General features: G+C 55.2%; 17 protein-coding genes. 3 read left to right on the top strand and 14 right to left on the bottom strand.

What is annotated here, in order from left to right; translation table 11 throughout:
* Positions 1-51: 51 nt before the first annotated feature.
* The 11 genes from paaD to ADICEAN_RS01455 all read right to left on the bottom strand — a co-directional run bounded on the left by paaD (position 52) and on the right by ADICEAN_RS01455 (position 12,464).
* Positions 52-540, bottom strand: a complete 489-nt coding sequence (gene paaD / locus ADICEAN_RS01505; RefSeq protein WP_009193732.1) for a 1,2-phenylacetyl-CoA epoxidase subunit PaaD — start codon at positions 538-540, stop codon at positions 52-54.
* A gap of 30 nt (positions 541-570) precedes the next feature.
* On the bottom strand, positions 571-1,326 hold the full coding sequence (gene paaC, locus ADICEAN_RS01500) for a 1,2-phenylacetyl-CoA epoxidase subunit PaaC (RefSeq protein WP_009193731.1): 756 nt from the start codon (positions 1,324-1,326) through the stop codon (positions 571-573).
* Positions 1,327-1,337: 11 nt separating this feature from the next.
* Positions 1,338-1,982 carry a phenylacetate-CoA oxygenase subunit PaaB gene (locus tag ADICEAN_RS01495; protein ID WP_009193730.1) on the bottom strand — a complete coding sequence of 215 codons (645 nt, stop codon included), beginning with the start codon at positions 1,980-1,982 and terminating at the stop codon, positions 1,338-1,340.
* A 117-nt stretch (positions 1,983-2,099) separates the two neighbouring features.
* Positions 2,100-3,089, bottom strand: coding sequence for a 1,2-phenylacetyl-CoA epoxidase subunit PaaA (gene paaA / locus ADICEAN_RS01490; RefSeq protein ID WP_009193729.1), 990 nt, complete (start codon positions 3,087-3,089; stop codon positions 2,100-2,102).
* Between the two features lie 12 nt (positions 3,090-3,101).
* A complete protein-coding gene (locus tag ADICEAN_RS01485; protein ID WP_009193728.1) occupies positions 3,102-3,686 on the bottom strand; it encodes a TetR/AcrR family transcriptional regulator in 585 nt (194 codons plus the stop codon).
* A 66-nt stretch (positions 3,687-3,752) separates the two neighbouring features.
* A complete protein-coding gene (locus ADICEAN_RS01480; RefSeq protein WP_009193727.1) occupies positions 3,753-4,625 on the bottom strand; it encodes a glycosyltransferase family protein in 873 nt (290 codons plus the stop codon).
* A gap of 461 nt (positions 4,626-5,086) precedes the next feature.
* Entirely contained in the window at positions 5,087-6,355 is a 1,269-nt protein-coding gene (locus tag ADICEAN_RS01475) for a M16 family metallopeptidase (RefSeq protein WP_009193726.1), read from the bottom strand.
* A gap of 31 nt (positions 6,356-6,386) precedes the next feature.
* The gene (porV, locus tag ADICEAN_RS01470; RefSeq protein WP_009193725.1) at positions 6,387-7,520 is read right to left on the bottom strand and encodes a type IX secretion system outer membrane channel protein PorV; all 1,134 of its coding nucleotides are present in this window, start codon (positions 7,518-7,520) and stop codon (positions 6,387-6,389) included.
* A 38-nt stretch (positions 7,521-7,558) separates the two neighbouring features.
* Positions 7,559-10,936, bottom strand: a complete 3,378-nt coding sequence (gene porU, locus ADICEAN_RS01465) for a type IX secretion system sortase PorU (protein WP_009193724.1) — start codon at positions 10,934-10,936, stop codon at positions 7,559-7,561.
* Positions 10,937-11,060: 124 nt separating this feature from the next.
* Positions 11,061-11,813 carry a CDP-alcohol phosphatidyltransferase family protein gene (locus ADICEAN_RS01460; protein ID WP_009193723.1) on the bottom strand — a complete coding sequence of 251 codons (753 nt, stop codon included), beginning with the start codon at positions 11,811-11,813 and terminating at the stop codon, positions 11,061-11,063.
* Between the two features lie 12 nt (positions 11,814-11,825).
* A complete protein-coding gene (locus ADICEAN_RS01455; protein WP_009193722.1) occupies positions 11,826-12,464 on the bottom strand; it encodes an MBL fold metallo-hydrolase in 639 nt (212 codons plus the stop codon).
* A 70-nt stretch (positions 12,465-12,534) separates the two neighbouring features.
* Here ADICEAN_RS01455 and ADICEAN_RS01450 point away from each other — a divergent pair, with 70 nt between their 5' ends.
* From ADICEAN_RS01450 to ADICEAN_RS01440, 3 genes are all read left to right on the top strand, one after another.
* The gene (locus ADICEAN_RS01450; RefSeq protein ID WP_009193721.1) at positions 12,535-13,587 is read left to right on the top strand and encodes an NAD(P)/FAD-dependent oxidoreductase; all 1,053 of its coding nucleotides are present in this window, start codon (positions 12,535-12,537) and stop codon (positions 13,585-13,587) included.
* 25 nt (positions 13,588-13,612) lie between these two features.
* Complete coding sequence (locus ADICEAN_RS01445) at positions 13,613-16,966, top strand: translocation protein TolB (RefSeq protein WP_009193720.1); 3,354 nt, start codon at positions 13,613-13,615, stop codon at positions 16,964-16,966.
* 151 nt (positions 16,967-17,117) lie between these two features.
* Positions 17,118-17,993: a YicC/YloC family endoribonuclease gene (locus tag ADICEAN_RS01440; protein ID WP_009193719.1), complete on the top strand. Its 876-nt coding sequence runs from the start codon at positions 17,118-17,120 to the stop codon at positions 17,991-17,993.
* A 98-nt stretch (positions 17,994-18,091) separates the two neighbouring features.
* Here ADICEAN_RS01440 and ADICEAN_RS01435 read toward each other — a convergent pair whose 3' ends face one another.
* The 3 genes from ADICEAN_RS01435 to ADICEAN_RS01425 form a co-directional block, all read right to left on the bottom strand.
* Positions 18,092-18,778: an energy transducer TonB gene (locus tag ADICEAN_RS01435; RefSeq protein ID WP_009193718.1), complete on the bottom strand. Its 687-nt coding sequence runs from the start codon at positions 18,776-18,778 to the stop codon at positions 18,092-18,094.
* A 188-nt stretch (positions 18,779-18,966) separates the two neighbouring features.
* Positions 18,967-19,653, bottom strand: a complete 687-nt coding sequence (locus tag ADICEAN_RS01430) for an energy transducer TonB (RefSeq protein WP_009193717.1) — start codon at positions 19,651-19,653, stop codon at positions 18,967-18,969.
* Positions 19,654-19,725: 72 nt separating this feature from the next.
* Positions 19,726-20,103 carry a VanZ family protein gene (locus ADICEAN_RS01425; protein ID WP_009193716.1) on the bottom strand — a complete coding sequence of 126 codons (378 nt, stop codon included), beginning with the start codon at positions 20,101-20,103 and terminating at the stop codon, positions 19,726-19,728.
* Between the last annotated feature and the right edge of the window lie 25 nt (positions 20,104-20,128).

Raw genomic sequence — 20,128 nt, 5'->3', positions numbered from 1 at the left:
AGTGTAATAATTTCAAGTGTTACTTTAACTACATGGGTTTAATACAACTTTCTACAGGGGTTTGAACTGCTCGAAGGTTTCTTTGCAGTGGCTGCAGTAGTGGATAGACCGGCATAATGTAGGACCAAAGGGGCTTTTCATTTGCGTTTCTGTGCTGCCGCAGTTAGGGCACTCTACATGCTCCAGAAAATCCAGGTCTTCGATAAGCGCCTGTTTGGGTGGGGGTGCAAGGCCAAATTGTTTCAGGGCTGCCCGCCCCCTCTCACTGATCAGGTCGGAGCTCCAGGGGGTCTCAAAGCTTATGGTTACCTCTGCCTGCTGGATGCCCCGTTTCTGCAGGGCCTGCTCTACCTCCATCTTCATGTAGTCCATGGCCGGGCAACCCACAAAGGTAGGGGTCATCTGCACCTGCACATGGGAGTGGCCCAATACCTCAATACCAGTAATCACCCCCAGGTCATTGAGGGAAAGCACCGGAATTTCGGGGTCTTTTACCTCTTCCAGCCATTCTCGTACGGTTGCTTCGGTTAACACAGGCATAGGGATTAGGGTACTATCAGATCTGTGGGGCTACCACTCTGCGGTAGGATCTACCCGAAACACTTCGGCCATTTCGTCCAGCAGAGGCTGCAGGTGCTCGGTATGAACGCCGCTGCGGCCGCCATATACGGGAGTAAGCGTTTTGAGGTCGGGCAGCTGCAGGGCCGTCTGCTCCACAATCTTGCGGATGCTTTCTTCCCATTTGGCCTGCAGGGCAGTTTCGCCTTCAAAGATACCCCCTTCTTTCAGCGCTTCTTCAAAAGGAGAAGGCTCAAAAAGACCCAGAGCGTAGGGCAGGGCCCCTTCCAGGCTCTTTTGCAGGCGGCTGATGCTCTCTTCGGTAGCATTGCCCAGCTGCTTGATGATGCTGTTGGCATGCATCACATGGTACTTGAGCTCACCCTTGATCTTACGGGCCAGCTGCGCCAGCGGTTCGTAGCTGCTCTGGCTCAGCATGCTAAAGCGGATCAGCTCGGCATGGTCAAAGAGAAAGTGACGGATCAGGCTGAAATCATATTCGCCCACAGGCAGCTCTACAAACTGGCTGTTATGAAACTGGTTGGCATTGCGCATAAAGGCCACCGTATCGGGCTCCTGTTCACCCATCTGGTGCAGCATCTGGTAGAGCTGGTAGCTCTGGCCTACCTTATCCTGCGCCATGGACGAGAAGGCAATGTCTTCTTCCAGCAGCGGGCCTACACCGGTCCACTCGGAGTTACGGTGGCCCAGGATCAGCTGATCATCGGCTATTTTGTAAAGCAGTTCTTTTAAGGCATCGGTATTCATGGGGGAGCGTATTAGTGAGAAGAGGTGGCCTCGTTCTTTTCCTTGAAATCTTTTAGCTTATCGCCGGCCTTGTAAGCGGCGGCATCCCGGTAGCCTTTTTCGGGCAGGGTGTTCCAGATGTCTTTGTCTTCCTCATCTACCGTCAGCAGATCATCGCGCCGGATGAGCCAGATGTTCAGCACGGGCTTTTCGGGCATAAGGCTTTCTTTGGCTTTGTAAAAGGCATCTTCTACCGAATTGGCCTCTACACTGCCGGCATGCTCATGCTGCTTTCCGCGTTTCATCAGGTGAAATACTTCATAGACGTCGGCAGTGGCGGTGGTGGCTTCGGCTTCGCCCTCCAGCAACTGGTATACGCTGATGCCGCCATCGGTATAGGGGCTGGCCATTACGGTGCTGGTTTCGGCTACGGCCATACCGCTGCAGGTAAAGCGGCGGCTGTACTGCTCCTTGGCATAGAGCAGGGCCAGCTCTACGGTTGGGGCATGCACAATACCGGCATGTTCAAAGTTCTTCCCTTCCTTTTTCTGCATAAATACCTGAAAGGTTACCAGCTGATCTAAGGCCTCGCTTTGCAGAGGCTGCTGGTTAATATCTTCGGGCATCTGCAGGCGGGTTACCCGGGGGTCGAGGGATTGGATGAAGGTAGAGGCCATGGAGTTAATAGACAGTGGACAATAGACGTTGGACAATGGACAATGGAGCGCAGCGGCGGATCGTTCAAGCCTGTAGGCGAAAAGCCGGTACAAGGGCGCTTGCACCGGCTCCACTCCTTAGGCCAGGGGTGTAACGTATTCTTTGGCGGCCACTTTTTTCATGGCGTCGCGCACCCATTTGCCCCGCTCTTCAGCCGTGCGGCGCACGGCCAGGCGCTCCTTGTTCAGGGGGCCATCGCCATTGATCACTCGCTTAAATTCTTCCCAGTCGGGCTCGGTGTAGTCCCACTTGCCGGTTTCTTCATTCTTGCGCAGGAGCGGGTCGGGAATGGTGAGGCCCAGTTCCCAGATCTTGGGCACGTACATGTCCAGAAACTGCTGGCGCATGTCATCATTAGAGGCCATTTTTACCTTCCAGCGCATGAGGGTTTCGGAATGGACGCTCATTTTATCGGGCGGACCAAAGAAGTGCATCAGCGGGCCCCACCAGCGGTTAAGGGCAGCCTGCATCATCTCGCGCTGCTTAGGGGTACCCGTAGCCAGGTGAATCACGGCATGATGGCCATACTTGAGGTGAAAGCTTTCTTCGGCGCAGATGCGCTCCAGGGCCCGGCAGTAGGGACCGTAGCTGCCCCGGCTGTTGGCCAGCTGGTTTACAATGGCGCCGGCATCTACCAGCCAGCTAATGGTGCAGGCATCGGCCCAGGTAAAGGCCGGGTAGTTAAAGATGTTGGAATATTTGGATTTGCCGTTGATCAGGTCGTCGATCATCTGCTCCCGGGGCTTGCCCAGGGTTTCGGCAGCGGCATAGAGCAGCTGGGCGTGGCCTACCTCATCCTGCACCTTGGCCATGAGCGAGAGTTTGCGCTTAAAGCCTGGGGCGCGGGTGATCCAGGTGCCTTCGGGCAGGGCGCCAATGATCTCGCTATGGCCGTGCTGCTCGATCATGCGGACCAGCTGCTTGCGGTACAGGGCCGGCATCCAGTCGGCAGGCTCTATTTTTTCGCCCCGCTGGATGCGGGCTTCAAATTCGGCCAGTTTCTGGGGATCTTCGTTTTGCAGATCCGTGCCCTGCAGTTTTTCGAATGTATTTCCACCACCGTACATATGCGTATAGGTTTATTTCTTTCGTAATCCGTTTAATATCACATCGGCCAGCCGCTGGCCAATCTCTTCGGCACTCATGCGGCCGCTGGGCTTAAACCACTGATGGGTCCAGTTAAGGGCCGAGAGTATGGTGAGCATGGCAAATTTCTCATCCAGGTCCACAAACTCGCCTGAGCCCAGCCCCTCATGCAGAATCTCCCGGAACGTACCCTCATAACGTGCCTGCATTTCTTTAAATTCCGACAGGTGCGGCTCGCTCAGGTGCCGCCACTCCGAAAAGAATACGGCTGAGGCAGATGTATCTTCCGTAATGGCTTTGATGTGGGCCACAATGGCCCGGGACAGTTTTTCGGAAGCAGTACCGGTAAAGCCACTCAGGGCTTCATCCTGCGCAGCAAAGAACAGGCGGGCCATCCGAAAACAGATGTTCTGCAAAATCTCTTCCTTGCTGCGAATGTGCGAGTACAGGCTGGCCGCTTCTATGCCCAGGGCCTGTGCCATATCGCGCATGGAGGTAGCGGCATAGCCCCGCTGCTGGAACAGGGAGGTAGCCGTTTGTTCTACCTGCTTCTTTTTTGAGAGTACTCTTCCGTTCATTCTTCTAACAAATCTATACAACCTAACGTTCGTTAGCAATAGCAGTTTCTTCTTTTCGGGCCTTTTTCAGACAATTTTGTAGTTCTTGTATTCAAAGGGGCGGTAGCCGGTCAGGTTTTCCACCAGGCGCCGAAAGCGGTCTTTGGGCCGCAGCCGGTTAAAGCTGGGGTCAAAATCAAAGCGCCAGTTGATCTTTTTAATACGCTCCTGCATAACGGCCGGGTGCGTACCGCTAAAGGGCGCCAGCGAGTCAATGCTGCCATAATCAAACTCTTCTTTGTTGCCCCAGCGCTGGGCAATGGTGGCATCGTCGGTGTAAAATTTGCGCGTATCCCGGTGCTTTTCAATCATGGTTTTTGGGGGGCGTACCCAGCCATAGTGGTATACCCAGGCATCCAGAGGCTTTACCCGCAGTTTTTGGTTGTTGTCCTTGCGAAAGCCCTGCGCATCCTTGTAAGAATAGATCCTTTTAGTGGGCCGCACAATGCGGATCTCCCGGCGGTACCAGCTGTAGGCATCCCCCACATAATCATACGAGCCATAAAAGTGAAGGTAGTTGAAGAGCAGGCCGTCTACCCCCTTATCCTCCTTCCAGCGCTGCATGCCGGCCTGTATGGCAGGGAGGTACTGCTCGTGGATCACCTCATCGCCCTGTATGTAAAAGGCCCAGTCGGCATCTTCGGCTACGGCGGCAAAGGCTTTGTTGGTTTCTTCGGCCAGCACCTGTCCCCCCTGGCGGAGGGTTTCGTCCCATTGGGTCTGAATAATGCGGATCTTGCCGGGGGCAAGCTGCTGCACCAGCTCCAGGGTGGCATCATCAGAATTGCCTACGGCTACCACCACTTCCTGACAGAGCGGAAGAATGGATAAAATAGCCTCCCGGATGGGATAATCGTACTTTATGGCGTTTCGTATAAATGTAAATCCGATAACCTTCATAACTGCTTCTAAAGGGCGCTCAGCCCCTTGCTTCTATAAAGGTACGTATCCTGCCGACTTCCCCAATACCCCCGGGAGAAAAGCTCGGCGGTGGCTATTGGTAGGCATCAGGGCTTTTTCTTACATGCCTAAGGATTAAGTACAATAATTATAATTTGTTAACGCAAATTTTGCTTATTTAGCAGTGTAGAATCCAAAACAGGGTCTGTGCTAACAGCCCTCCCGGAACAGTGTGTGTGCTGGAGTAGAGAGGCGGGTGAGAAAGGATCTGGACTAGCAAAGCACCAGCAGAGCAGTAGCTGCTTAAGATGGCCGCTCAGACACTGCAAAACAATCACCGGAGCACTACACCGGCAGGCAACTGCCGCAGTCCGGTACCAGCAATGCGTAATAATAGGTATGTTGATAATGCAAAAAAGGGTAGCCCATGCGCTACCCTTCTTTCTTTTAAGGGGGGTATGTTATACCATGCCCACCACCACTGTGGCAAAAGAGGCCGGGTCCAGGTACTGCCGGGCCAGGCGTTGAATGTCCTGGGCGGAGGCAGCATAGATCTGGCGCACATGTTCGTTGAAGAACTCCAGCCCCAGGCCATTGAAATACACGGTCTTAAACTTATCGGCCAGCGCAAAGGGGGTGTTCATGCTGCCCAGGAAGGAGCCCACCATATAGTTTTTGATGATCTCCAGCTCTTCATCTGGCATTGGCTCCGTTTGCAGCAGGCGAATTTGCCGCTCGATCTCCTGCAGGGTATCTTCGGTATGCTCACCTACCACATCGGTGCCAATCACAAAGTAGCCCGAGTTTTTCATGGGGATCAGGTTGGAGTAGATGCCATAGGTATAGCCGCGCTCTTCCCGGATCTCCTTCATAAGCCGGCTGCCGAAGTAGCCACCCAGGGCGGTATTCAGCACGGTAAAGGTATGGAAATCGGGATGGGTCACATTAAAGAGTACCTTGCCCATGCGGATGGTTGACTGCAGGCTGTCTTCTTTGGGCAGGTTATGGCGCTGCGTGCTGCCGCTGCCTTGTACCTCCAGGGCCGAGCCGGTGAGATTGCGGTAGGGCAGGTCACCAAAATAGTGCTCCAGTTGCTGCAGCACCCCATCATCTACCTGACCGGCCAGCAGCAGCTCAAAGCCATTCTGCAGGTTGGTCTTGTAGAAGTCAATCACATTGGCCAGTTGCAGGCGGTCTACATCCTCAGCCGTCAGGTGGGTGCCATAGGTATGGTTTCCGTAAAGCACTTCCCTGAATTTTTTGCCGGCCACAACCGCATTTTTGGTATTGTCTACCAGTATGCGCTGCTTTTTGATGTCCCGCAGAATATCAAATTCTTTCTGGGGAAAACGGGGCTCGGTAAGCACCAGCCGAAACAGCTCCAGCAGAGCCGGTAGGTGCTTGCTCAGGCAATACAGGGTAAGGGTGCAATAATCCAGGCCGGGCAGGTGCTCTACATGGGCGCCATGTGCATCCAGTATATTGGCAATTTCTTTAGACGAGTACGGGCCGGCGCCTTCGGTAAGCATTTTGGTGGCAAAAAACGACTGCCCCAGCACCTGCTCACTCACTGCACCATTCTTGATGATGAACTCCAGCCGCAGCACAGGCTGTTTGCCGGCATTGATCACATGCACCGGCATGCCGCCGGAGAGCTGGTGCCGCTCTACCTGGGGTAGCTGTATGTGCTGTACTTTCTGAAAAGGGGGTGGGCTTTTACGATCTAGCATAGTAGAACTACCGCCAAAGGGGGTGTTCGGTTTAGTTGTCGCCTCCAAAATTTACACCCAGCGTAAAGCGCAGGGTTTCGGCCAGGGGATGTTGCTGCTGTTGGGGAATCAGGTAGGCAAAGTCCATGCTGAATACCTGGTAGCGCAGCCCTACGCCCAGGGTAAAGAACTGACGGCCGCCTTTCTCACCATGCTCCCAGAAGTAGCCGGTGCGGGCAGCAAACAGATCATTGTACCAGTACTCCAGGCCGGAGGCTATGTTAACTTCCTTTGCCTCTTCGCTAAAGCCGCCGGGGGCATCGCTAAAGGAGGTGAAAATACCGCTTACCAGTGAGCGGTTGGGGTCGGTGGGAGGGGTGGGTACCAGCAGCTTGTTCAGGTCTACGGCAAGGGTTATCTTGTTGTAGGGGTCAAGCGAGGCGGTGTAGGCAGTGCCCAAGCGCAGGTTGGTAGGGATGAAGTTTTCGGTGCTTTCGTCCAGATAAGAGATCTTGTTGCCAATGTTGGAAACCACCGCAGCAAAGGCCAGCGAACCCTGGCGGGCGCCTACTGCCAGATCAGACGTATAGTACAGGCCAATATCGGCTGCAAGGCTGTTGCCGGGCTTGGTATCCAATCCGTTCACCCCATCGCCGGTAAGGTTGGAGTGAATAAAGCGGCCGGTTACCCCTATGCCCAGCTTGTCGGACAGCTTGCGGGAGTAGCTCAGATCAAAGGCATACTCCTGCGGATTGTAGGGGCGGATGATCTGGTTATTTTCATCGGTGAAGGTAATATCACCCAGGTCAAAATAGCGCAGGCTGCCGGAAATGGCCTGCAGATCGTCCAGTTTGTAGTAAAGCGCCAGGTAGGCAATGTTCATGTCATCCACAATCTTGCCCAGCCAGGGGGTGTAAGAGAGGGAGGCGCCAAAATTATTTTCGATGAAGGCCATCTTGCCGATATTCCAGTGCATGGAATTGGCATCGGGAGAAATGGCGCCGCCTACATCGCCCATGCCGCCGCTGCGGGCATCCGGAGCAATCATCAGAAAGGGAACTGCGGTGATAATGGGGTTACTGTCCTCGAGCTGACCTAACGACGGATTCTGCACTTGAGCAAAAAGCGAACTGGCCGAAAGGCTAAAAATAAATGCTAAAAAGATCTTACGCATGATCTCGTTCATGTTGCTATACCGGCTTAAATATAAGAAAGAAATAACGATTACTGTTGAATCACCAATTTTTCTGCCTTTTCTGCTACGCTGCCGTCGCTAAGGGAACGCAGCAGCACCTTCATTACGTATAAACCCGGGGTTAAATTTTCCCCCCTGCTGTCCCAGGCCAGCTCCAGGGTGCCGGTGGCGGAGCCAAGCTGCTGGCTGAAGCGGCGCTGCAGGCGGCCATCGGGCCCGTACAAAAATAAGGTAGCTTCCAGTGCATCTCCGGCCCGGTTATGGGTTACAACAAAGGTTGTCTGGTCCGTAAACGGATTGGGATAATTGTGTAACCGGCTAATGGTGATTTTGTCTGCTGCCGGCACAAAAAAGCTGAGTTCGGCTTCCTGCATATTCCCGTGGGTATCCCAGGCCCGCAGGCGCAGCTGCTGCTGGCCGGGCTGCAGCTTCTGCAGCGGAAAGCGCACCCAGCCCTGCCGATAATCGCCCCCTACACTGGTGTAATAGTCATTCAGTACCCAAGTAAGGGTATCGTTCAGCACCGCTTCCAGGTTTTGGCCCATGCCGGTATAGGAAATACTAATGCCGTTGAGATCCTGCAGACGTGCCAGCAGCAGGGCCTCTCTTCCTACCGGATTGCCGGATACAAAGGTGGTGTCATTCAGGTACAGCTGAATGCTGGGGGGCGTACGGTCAGGGGTAAAGGCAGGAGCGCTGCCCCCCACCAGGATGGTTTCAATAGCGCCGCCGGCATCGCGCCTGCCATCGGCATGGGTGGCATAGAGCTCAATGCGGCCGGCTCCCAGCTCATAGCGAATGTTTTTGGGCACCACCATGGCAATGCTGAAGCGGCCTGCCGTTACCCGGGTTTCACCCCTGAAGAGCACATTCTGGCGCTGGGTGTACTGTATGGGGGGTGCCGTCTGGCCAAGGGTGCTCAACTCATCACTTTTATCATACACCGTAGCCAGCAGGCTGCCGGTAAAGTTTTCATCCAGGCTGCTGTCGGCCCGCAGGATGCTGCCCGTAATCAGGAGCTCTTCATAGGCTCTGAGCGTATCGGTAGCGCCACTGGCACTGCTGATGGCCGTAACTACTGCCGGCTGGCGCGGATAAGCCAGCTGCAGGGAGGGGTCGCCCAGCAACACAAAGTTGCGGTTGTTAATGCCACTGCCGGGTACCCCCTCATTTTTGGTGCGGCGCATGATATCGCCCAGGCGCAGTTGCTCGCTGGCTTTCTGTGGCAGTGCATTGGCATAGAAGGCGCTGTTGATCTGAAAATTGGTATGCGAAAACACCGGGCGGGAGGTGGTGAGCAGGCCAATGGCGCCCCCCCGGGGATTGAGCAGCAGCGCTTCGGCACCGGAGCGAATGGGCCCATCGTGCAGGCCAAACTCGCAGGTGGCGGTCACAATCAGCGGCAGGCGGTCCTTGTTTTTCAGTCCTTCGGCCAGGCTTTTGGAAAAGATGCGCTCGGCGGCCCAAAAGTCCCGGCTGCCATGCCCGGTATAGTTCACAATCAGGGCGCCCTGATCCAGTGCCTGCAGCAGGGCATCGCGGGCAGCAGGTGCCGTCTGGCTATTGGGGGTGATCAGCTTAGGGAAGGCATCAAGATAGAGCTTGCGCAGGTTAAAGGGGGTAGAGGCCCCCTGAGCCAGGCGGGAGAGCCGCTCGGCATCCAGCTGGTGCACATTGCCGTCATCGTCATCGGCTACAAACAGAATGCGCTGCCGCCAGCCGCCCAGCCCGGAAGGCTCGCTGCTGTAGGCAATCAGTTTGTCCACCACCTCTTTGGCTTCGGCGGGGGTGATTACGGGCAGTCGGCCAATGCCAATCTCCAGTGACTGGTTGCCACTTTCACTTTCCACCCAATCTCCCTCCCCATCTTCCAGAAAGCCATAAAAATCATCGGATGCCCAGCTGCTGATGGGGTGGGTAGAGTTGTAGGACTCGTACAGGGGCACCAGGTTGTAGTTCTGGGGGGTGCGGCCCTTGTAATCATAATAGCCCTTGCCAAAGAGCAGCAGGTAGCGCAGCCGGCCCCCGCCCTGCACATAGAGGTGGCGCATATAATCCCGGATGGCGGTAACATCCTGCCGGCCCGAAGAAAACTCGTTGTAGACCTGCTGAGGCGTAACCACCTTGGTGCTCAGCCCATCGTGGCTTTGCCGAAAGGCCGCCAGGCGCCGGGCCTCTGCCAGCAGGCTGGGGTGGCTGATGATCACCAGCTCGGGCTGCAGATCGGCCCGCAGGTTTTGATTGGCAATTCTGCCCGCAAAGCGGGGCTCCGGCGCAGTGGCGGGCGCAAAAGCAATATAGCTGCGCAGCTGGCTGCTGGCGGCGCCAAACAGGAGTGCTCCCCCCTGCTGGCTGCTGTGCTGCAGCATAGGGGCCTCTGGGCTGGTGATGTCCCACACCCGCAGGCCGGCCGGAGCATCGGCCAGCTGATAGGTAACGCTGGGGTGCTGCAGGCTTTGAGGCGCCAGAAAGTGCAGGGGGGCAGCGCGGTAGCGCAGGCGAACGGGGGCCTGCAGGAGGTAATAGTCCAGGTAGGCCCGGTTGCCGCTGGTGCTGCCGGTCAGGGAAATTTCAAGGGGTAGGGGAGAGGTTGCAGCCGGTAGCGAGCTGCTGGCAATCTGGGTCTTTTCTTCTCCAATCCAGCCCTTATTGGCATACTGGTAGGGATCTACACCCCGCAGCTGCAGGCTTTGCACAGGCTGGCCGGCCAGGCGCACACTAAAGGTAACCGCACTTTCATGGGCATTGACAAAGACCGTTTGCAGGCGCAGGGTGCCGGCCGTAAGTTCCTGCAGGCGGGTGGTATAGCTGCGGCTGGGGGTGTAGCCAAAGCCATCGCTAAACCAGCGGCGGCCCGACTGAATCAGGTTTACCTCGTCTTTTTCGTAGACGTCTACACCTTCATGGCTGGTAATAAGCGGCAGGCTGTGGCCCAGGTTTGGTAACTGGCCGATGCGCAGGCCGGGCTCAGGCCCCAGGCCGATAAAGTAGTAGGCTGTATCGGAATAGATATTCTTTTGATGGGTATACCAGCCGCTGCCGGGATCGTATTGCAGAAGATCAGGTCCCTGGGCGTAGAAGAGTACAAAATCACCCTCGCTCAGCCGGCCCTTTTCTTCGCCCTGCACCTCAATAGCCAGTTGGGGCAGGTCCTGCGGGCGGGGGCTGGCAATGGGTTCGGGCAGCATGCCGCCACCCCAGCCCCGGATCTGCAGCAGGCGCGGATCGGCCCCTTCGGGCAAAATGCCATGCTGACGCAGATAGGTGGTGGATAGGCGGTAAACGCCGGATTCGGTAACGCCCAGCCGGTACCAGCTCCCTTCTGCCAGAATACTCTGCTGCTGCGCTACAAGGGGCACGCTGAGGCAGAGGCAGCAAATGAGGAGAAAGAGTACTCGCCAGGGCATAGACTGTTTTACAGGACTAGTGGTAAAACGGCAGTTGTGCCGCAGTGGTTCCCCGGCCGGGGTACTGCCTGTTTCAACGCCCCGGGGCAGGGGGTATTGTATAGTGGCAGCAGCTTGTCGACGCTCAGCGCACAACTTCCGGCTCTTTTGTGAGCAGGGATAGAAAAACGTACAGTAAAATAATGAGCGGGATTGCCACAAATTTGAAGAAAATTATCAATAGCACCGAAAGCAGCAGAAAGATATATTTGATGCGGTTGCCCTGCCAGCTAAAGTCCTTGAATTTAAGGGCAAAGAGGGGAATTTCGGCTACCAGCAAAAACGACATACCAAAGGCTACGGCCAGCAGAAAGGCCGGGTGCCAGATAAAGCTCCAGTCGGGCTGCTGCTGCACAATGAGTGGAAAGGAACTGATGAGCAGCGCATTGGCCGGCGTTGGCACCCCTATAAAGCTGGTGGTCTGGCGCGTATCTACATTGAATTTGGCCAGGCGCAGGGCCGAGAAAACAGCTACCACAAAGGCCAGGTAGGGCACCCAGCCGGGCATCGTCATGCCAGGCAGGTCCCAGCTAGCCATATCAATACCCGCCATCTCCAGTCCGGCCAGGTTTGGCTCCCGCAGCATCACAAACAGGAGCATGGAAGGCAGCACGCCAAAGGTTACCATATCGGCCAGGGAGTCTAGCTCACCCCCTATGGGAGAGCTTACCTTCAGCTGGCGGGCGGCAAAGCCATCCAGAAAATCAAACAGGCCGGCCAGCCAGATCAGGTAAGGGGCCCAGATCAGCTTGCCTTCCAGCACGGCTACCAGGCCCAGGCAGCCGCACACCAGGTTGCTGCACGTAAGGGCATTGGGAATGTAATGGCGTATGCTCACTGACTAGGGGGGTTAAAAGAAGGGATTGTGCTTTTTTTCATGGCCGATGCTGGTGGCAGGGCCATGGCCGCAGTACACGGTGGTATCGTCGGGCAGGGTAAACAGCTTTTCCCGAATATTTTTGATGAGGGTATCATGGTCGCCGCCGGGCAGGTCGGTGCGGCCAATGCTGCCATTAAACAGGCAATCTCCCCCAATACAGAATTTTTGCTCCTGCTGCCAGAACACTACATGGCCGGGGGCATGGCCCGGTACAAACAAGATGCTGAGTGCGTGGGCGCCCAGTTTTAGCTCCTGTCCTTCCTCCAGGTAGGCATCGGCCTCGGTGGGCTGGTAGCGGGAGAAACCGTACATGGGGGCATAGGTAGGCACAGCGCGCAGCACCTGCTCATCCAGCCGGTGAATCTGCAGGGGGAGCTTCCAGGTCTTTTTCACAAACCAGTTGCCCAGCACATGATCAATGTGGCAGTGCGTATTGAGCAGCAGGGTGGGGGTAAGGCCTTTTTGCTCAATAAAAGCCTGCAGCTGCTCCTGCTCCTCAGGCTCGTAGCAGCCCGGATCGATGATGGCGGCCTCCAGGCTTTCGTCATCATAGAGCACAAAGGTGTTTTCGGCAAAGGGATTGAAGGTAAAGCTTTGTACCTGGATCATGCGGCTCGTTTTTTGCAAAAATGTACTTAATTTTGACTATTTACCACCCTTAATTGTTTTCTTTCGCCCTATGAAGGTAGATGTGCTGCTGATTGGCCAGGGCCTGGCCGGAACCTTGCTGTCGTACCAGTTACGCCAGCGGGGGCTGAGCGTGCTGGTGCTTGATCAGCCGCAGCTTACCGCCTCAAGCCGCATTGCTGCCGGCCTGTACAACCCCATTACCGGACGGCAGATGGTCAAGACCTGGTGGGCCGACCGGCTTTTTCCCCTGGTAGAGCAGGCCTACCAGGCGCTGGAGGAGCTTACCGGCCAGCGCTTTTTGCACCCCATGCCACTCTACCGCCCCTTTGTGTCCATTGCCGAAAAGAACGACTGGCACGGCCGCTGGAGCGATCCGGCCTATGCCCCCTACATCGAGCGCATAGAAGACGGGCCAATCCATAGTCCCCAGCTGATCAACCCCTTTGGGGGCCTTATGCTCAGGCAAACCGGCTGGCTGGACATTCCGCTGCTGCTGGATAGCTGGCGGGCTTACCTGCAGCAACAGGGCGCCTTTAGGGCCGATGCCTTTGCCGAAGAGGAGCTGGAGCTACTGCCCCAGGGGGTACGGTATCGGGATGTTGAGGCCGATAAGCTGGTATATTGTACCGGCACCGCCCAGCTGCAGAGCCGCTACTGGCAGTGGCTGCCGCTGCGGCCGGTAAAGGGCGATGTGCTGCTGCTGCAGACCGGGGAGGAGTTTCCCTTTATCCCCAACCGGGGGGTGTTTATGGTGCCCCTGGGCGGTGGGCGCTACCGGGCAGGCTCTACTTACAACCATCAGGACCTGAGCCTGGAGCCCGACCCCAGAGGCCGGGCCGAGATAGAAGAAAAGCTGGGGGCGCTGGTAGCCATGCCCTGGCAGGTGCTGGAGCAGCAGGTGGGCATTCGGCCGGCTACCAAAGACCGCAGGCCGGTGCTGGGCGCCCATCCGGAGCTGCCCGGACTCTATGTTTTTAATGGATTAGGTACCAAGGGCGTTAGCCTGGCTCCCTATTGTGCAGAATTGTTGGCTGATCACCTGAAAAATGGTACAGAACTGGCAACAGAAATAAGTATTAAGCGGTTTTATTCGTTATATTAGAACACTTGCCCTCCAGATAAGGCCTATGTCTATTTTTACCCGTACGCTGCTGGCGCTATCCTGTCTGCTGCTCCCCTTTGCATCGCCGGCACAACTTACCAAAGCTACTTTTGGCAAGAACCGTCTGCAGCATAAAGAATTTAACTGGCGCCTCTACAGCACCAGCAATTTCGATATTTACTTTTACGACGACGGGCAGGAGCTGGCCAAGCTTACGGCCCGCTACATTGAGGATGAGTATGACCGCATCACCGATGTGCTGGGCTATGCGCCCTATTCCAAGACCAAGGTGTTTCTCTACAACTCCATGGCCGATATGCAGCAAAGCAATGTGGGCGTAAACGAGAACCCCTTTACCGTAGGCGGGCAGACCAATTTTGTAAAATCGCAGGTAGAGATTGCCTTTCCCGGTACACTGCAGGAGTTTAAAAGCGAGCTGGTGCTGCGCGTATCGGGCATGCTGCTCATGGACATGATGTTTGGGGGCAGCCTTTCCGATATTTTTCAGAATACTTACCTGATGAGCCTGCCCGAGTGGTTTCTGGAGGGCGCCGCCCGCTATGTGGCCTATGGCTGGGGCATGCCTATGGACGATTACCTGCGGGATGAATTTCTGGATGGCCGGGCGTCCCGCCTCAATAAACTGCAGGGCCAGCAGGCTGCCCTCATCGGCCAGTCCATCTGGACCTACATTGCCGAGAAACACGGCCGCTCCAACATCTCAAACATTCTCAACTATACGCGCATCATCCGCAATGAAGAAATGGCCATTGCCAATACGCTGGGCATGCCCTTCCGGCAGTTTCTCAACAACTGGCAAACCTATTACCTCTCCAATGCCCAGGATGCCCTAAGCGATTACACAGTGCCCGAGGAGGCCTCTGTTGTAACAGAAAAACGCTCGGGCCTGCAGCTGCACAACAGTGTATCGCTAAGCCCTAACGGACGCTACCTGGCCTATACCGAAAATTTCAGAGGCCGCTACAGCATCAAGATCAAAGAGCTGGAAAGTGGCAAAATACGCACCGTACTAAAAACCGGCTACCGGGTGCTGGACCAGCAGACCGACGATACCATACCGCTGGTAGACTGGCAGGACAGCACCCACCTGGGGGTTATGAGTGTGCGCAAGGGGCTCTATACCCTTTACCTGGTAAATGTGCTCAATGAGCGCCATGAGCGCCAGACCATTGGTAAGATCAGCCAGGTAAACAGCTTTGCCTTTTCGCCAAACGGGCGGGTAGTAGCCTTAAGCGCTGAAAAAGAAGGGCGCAACGATATCTACCTCTACAGCCTGCAGCGCCGCTCCCTTACGGCCGTAACCAACGACGGTTTCGATGATGTAACCCCTACCTTTATCCCCGGCTCCAACAACATTCTGTTCAGCTCCAACCGCACCACCGATACACTTAACCGGCGCCAGACGGTACCCCTTAGCGATATCTCTGATACCTACAACCTCTTTATTTTTAATGTAGATACCACCGGCAATGTGCTTACCCGGGTGACCAATTCGCTGGGCAAAAATTATATGCCTACCGCAGATGGGCAGGGCAATATTTATTTTCTGAGCGATCAGCGGGGCATTACCAACCTGTTTCGCTACAACCTGCAGGATAGTCTGCTGAACCAGCTTACCAATTATTACACCAGCATCCTGGATTATTCACTGAATACCAGCACCCGCGGACTGGCCTTTGTAGCCCTGCGCGAAGGCAGTGAGCGCGTACACTACATTCCGGGTATGGATCTGGCCGCCAACCGCTTTACTAAGGCTACCCGCCGGCAGGGCATTTTGCAAACCCGCCAGTATTACCAGAGTCGCCTGCAGGGGCAGACCACCCAGCCACAGCGGCCAGGTACCAGACAAACCCCCGCTACGGCACAGGATAGCCTGGCTCAACCCACACAGCCCCGTGATACGCTGGCCGGCCAGCCAGCCCTCACGCCTCAGGATACCACCCAGACCCGGCAGCCCGCAGCCGAGCCCGAGGAGCCCGGCCTGATCAACACCGACAATTATGTGTTTGAGCCTTCTGCCAGCCCAAGCTCGCCGCGTACGGCCGATCCGGCCGCCAACCAGCAGCAGCCCGAGCGCCGCACCGCATCCTTCTTGAGCGCCTACCGGCAAACACGCCGCAAGGAACCCATACAAGGGCCTTTTCAGATGGAGCCTCGCTTTATGATCAATAACCTGGTGACCTCTATTGCCTTTGACCCCCTGCGGGCCAGTATTGGGGCCGGCGCCCTGGGATTTGTGATCGAGGGGGAGCTGAACGACCTGCTGGAAAATCATAAGATCTATGCCGGGGTGTTCGCCCGGCTGGACCGCAGCGGCGATCTCTTTATGGAGTATCAGTACCTGAAAAACCTCATTGACTGGCGCGTGCGTGTAGACCGGCGCGTGGTGCTGCGCCCGCTGCCCGGGGTGGAAAAAGATAAGTTTGTGCTCAATAAGGGGCGGGTGAGCATGTCGTACCCCTTCTCCATCAGCAGCCGCCTGGAGGGCGGGCCTACCGTAGCCACCACCACCTACCTGCCGGCTGTAGACCCTACCAGCAGCACCGGCGGCCTGAGCACTACCCGGGCCAATACCATTTATGGGGGTGGCCACCTGCAGTTTGTATATGACAATACGCTGGTTAAGGGCTTTAACCTCTTTAGGGGTACCCGTGCCAAAATGGGCTATGAGCATATGCTGGGAGTGGCCGAATCACAGATGAGCTTTGGCAAACTCTCGGCCGAAATTCGGCATTACCAGCCCATCAGCCGGGAGATTACGCTGGCGGCCAGGGCCTATTATGGACGCTTTACCGGCTCCAATCAGCCACTCTTTATCATGGGCGGCATGGACAACTGGATCTTTAACAGCACCAGCCGGCAAAACAACCCCCTTGACCCCTTCTACCAGCCCAGCGATCCTAACCGTTTCCGCCATCAGGATGATCGCAACCTGCTCTTCCACGAGTATGTAACCCCTATGCGCGGCTTTAATTACAACGCCCAGTATGGTACCAATGCCCTCCTGTTAAACCTGGAGCTGCGCATTCCGCTGGTGCAGTACTTCTATAGAGGTCCTATTTCCTCTAATTTTTTCCGTAATCTGCAGTTTACAGGCTTCTTTGACATTGGCTCGTCCTGGTCGGGCAAGCCGCCCTTCTACAGAACCAATAGTGTAAATACCCGGCCAATTCCAGATACGGGCAGCGGCTTTGATATTGTGGTGATCGATTACCGCAACCCCTGGCTCTCGGGCTATGGTGCCGGCATGCGTACCGTACTGCTGGGCTACTATGCCAAATTTGATGTGGCCTGGCCGGTAGAAGATTATGAATCGGGCAAAGCCAGGTATTACCTGACCCTGGGATTTGATTTCTAAGCAACATAAAAAAAGCCGGCTCAAAGCCGGCTTTTGACTGTATGGGGGGATGGTGTAAATTGAACAACAGCTGCAGTTCCAGCACAGAAGTAAGCAAAATAAATAGTAGTTTTGTGGGATAAGCACCGCATTCTGAACGCAACCTGATCGCATGCTAAAATCAATGACCGGCTATGGGAAAGCCCAGGCCGAAATCAACAACGTACTTATTACCGCAGAGGTAAAAACCCTTAACTCCAAATACCTGGAGCTGAACCTGCGCCTGCCCAAAGCCTACTCCGATGCCGAAATGGAAGTGCGCAACCTGCTCAGCCACCTGCTGGTACGCGGCAAGGCCAATGTAGTGGTGGAGGTGCAGCATCTGGGCCAGTCCAGCACGCATGTAGATTACAACAAGGAGCTTTTTGCATACTACTATAGCACCTTGCAGCAGCTGGCCGATAGTGTAGGCGCCAGCCATGATGATCTATTTCGCCTGGCCCTGCAGCAGCCCGAGGTGGCCGGTTCACCCGTAACCGAGGTAGGGGAGGAGGAGTGGCAGCTCATGCACGAGACCATCCGAATGGCGGTAAAGCAGTGCGATGTCTTCAGGGCCCGGGAGGGAGATGCCCTGCGCATGAAGCTGCATGGCTATGCCAGCGAGATCAGCCGCCTGCTGCAGGAGGTAGAGAAGAAAGATGGCGAGCGCATTGCCAGCATCCGGGAGCGGCTGGAGAAAAAAATGGAGGAGCTGATGTCTCTGGAGAAACTGGACCGCAACCGTCTGGAGCAGGAGATGTTCTTCTACATTGAAAAGCTGGACATCAGCGAAGAAAAAGTGCGCCTGCGTACGCACCTCAACTACTTTGAGCAAACCCTGAAATCGGCCGACTCCAATGGTAAAAAGCTGGGCTTTCTGGGCCAGGAGATTGGCCGGGAGATCAACACCATCGGCTCCAAGGCCAATGATGCCACGGTGCAGCTGCTGGTGGTGCAAATGAAGGAAGAGCTGGAGAAGATCAAGGAACAGAGCCTGAATATCCTGTAAGCCGGCCGGGCTGTGCTGGCTCATCCATAACAGGGAATTAATGAAAGAGGGCCTCCTTGCATAGGGAGGCCCTCTTTTTATGCTAGCCGGCGTTGTGCCTAGCGATTTGTTTTAATAACAATTGGTAGGGCCTTGCGCACCCGCACCTTGCGATCGTGCTGCCAGGCGGGCGCCCAGGCGGGCCCTTTCTCCAGCAGGCGTTTTACCTGCCGCTCCAGCTCTTTGTCAGAGCCTTCGGCCAGTGAGATATCAGTGATGCGTCCATCAGTATCTACCACAAAGGAAATCACTATGCGGGTTTCTCCCCGCTGATCCAGCAGGTGCTCGGGCACCCGCAGGTTCTTGTGGAGGTAGTCATAGAAATCCTTATAGCCATCTACCGGTGCAGCCTCCCGGTTGATCACCTCGGCCGTTGGCGGGGTCTCAACCCCAAAGGGGTTTCCCTCGGTAAACAGCCCCTCCAAAGGGTTCACCTCCGGCTCCTCATCATCCGGAAGCAGGGGCTCTATGGGAGGCTCCTCCATTGTGGGTGTGATCTCAGGTACCTCTTCAATGTTAGGGCTTTGCCTTGGCGGGCTTGGTACGGCAGGTAGGACCACCGGTTTAAAGTCATCTTCCGAGAGAGGCTCCTCAATAAGTACAATAGGCGTATCAATGATCTGATACGCCGATTTCCACTCAAAGGCAGTGATAATCAGCACCATGCTCAGGAGCAGGCCTGCGGAAAAATAAAGTCCGCTTCCCTGGCGATAGGTCTTTTGTTTTGGTTTTTCAGTGGATTGCATAGGCGGAAAGGTTATATGTTGAAAGGAAATTCTGGCCTGGTTCAGAATTTAACGAAAAAATTTGGCATTTCGTATAACTTTTTTGCTGCAGCCCGTATAGAATACTAGCAGTAAATCCTCTTCACACAAAAGAAAAAGCCTGACTCGCTTTGAGTCAGGCTTTTCTATTTCCGCTACAGTGCGTTATGTTACTTCTGTAGTTTGAATTTTACGGGAAGAATTTTGCGCTGCTTTACCGCACGGCCCCGCTGTTTGCCAGGGGTCCACTTGGTGAGCTTAATTACGCGGATGGCTTCTTCATCCAGGCCGTAGCCCAGCTCCCGGCCTTCTACTACCTCGGCAGACTCTACATTGCCCTGCTCGTCAATTACGAAGCGAACGTAGGCAGTACCCTCAATGCTCAGACGCACGGCCTGACGGGGGTAGTCGATGTTCTTGCCCAGGAATTCATAGAAAGCCTGCATGCCGCCCCGGGGTTGTGCTTCTTCTTCCACAATGTCGAAGATCTCCTGCACAACCTCTTTCTTTACCGGAGGGGCCACAATCACCGGGGTTTCAATTACTGATTCGGTTTCGATGTCGGCCATGTCCTGAATAGGGGGCTCATCTTCCACTTCCTCTTCGTCTTCTACCTCAATGATCTCCAGTTCTTTGGGCACTTCCTGAGGGGGTGGCGGAGGTGGCTGCTCCGTGATGGGAATGTCCAGGATCTCAATGTCGTCGTCGCCTACATACCCGCTCAGGTCGGCAACTTCATCATAACTTTTCCATTCGAAGGCTACGACCACCATCAGCAAGCTGATCACCAACCCAATGTTGAAGAAAAGCGTTGACTTGCGGCTTAGATCGTACTTCGGATTCTTTTTAGGTTCCATAGGCTGCAGTAAAAAAGAGATTTTGCACCAATTATTGAAATAACGAAAGAAATGCCAAAAAGTGCAAGTCTTTCAAAGTTTATATACGAGATAAAAGATTCCATATCCCAGAAAACACCCAATAGAATTGGCTACCAGGTCCATAAATTCCAAATAACGTCCCGGGATGGACATCTGAAGTACCTCAATAAGAATGCCATAGCCAATGCTTACGGCCAGGGCAAGCGGTACGGCATGTTTTCGCACAAACGCATAGGTATACTGTTTGGTAAAGCCCACAATCATCAGCAGTACCAGCACGGCAAAGATCAGAAAGTGCACTACCTTATCAATGCTGATCAGCTCTGCCCACCACAGGCTGGTTACCGGTATGGCCGATCCGGGGGCAAGGGTCAGCAGCAGGATAAGCAGTATCCAGCAAAGGGTAAATAAGTTGTAGCGAAGAAACATGCAGCCGGCAGGCCTAAGGGGTAGC

Origin of the sequence: Cesiribacter andamanensis AMV16 (genome assembly GCF_000348925.1) — a bacterium.
In the GTDB taxonomy this organism is placed as follows: domain Bacteria; phylum Bacteroidota; class Bacteroidia; order Cytophagales; family Cyclobacteriaceae; genus Cesiribacter; species Cesiribacter andamanensis.
The sequence above is the reverse complement of the archived record's forward strand: the minus strand, read 5'-3'. Positions and strand labels throughout refer to the sequence as shown.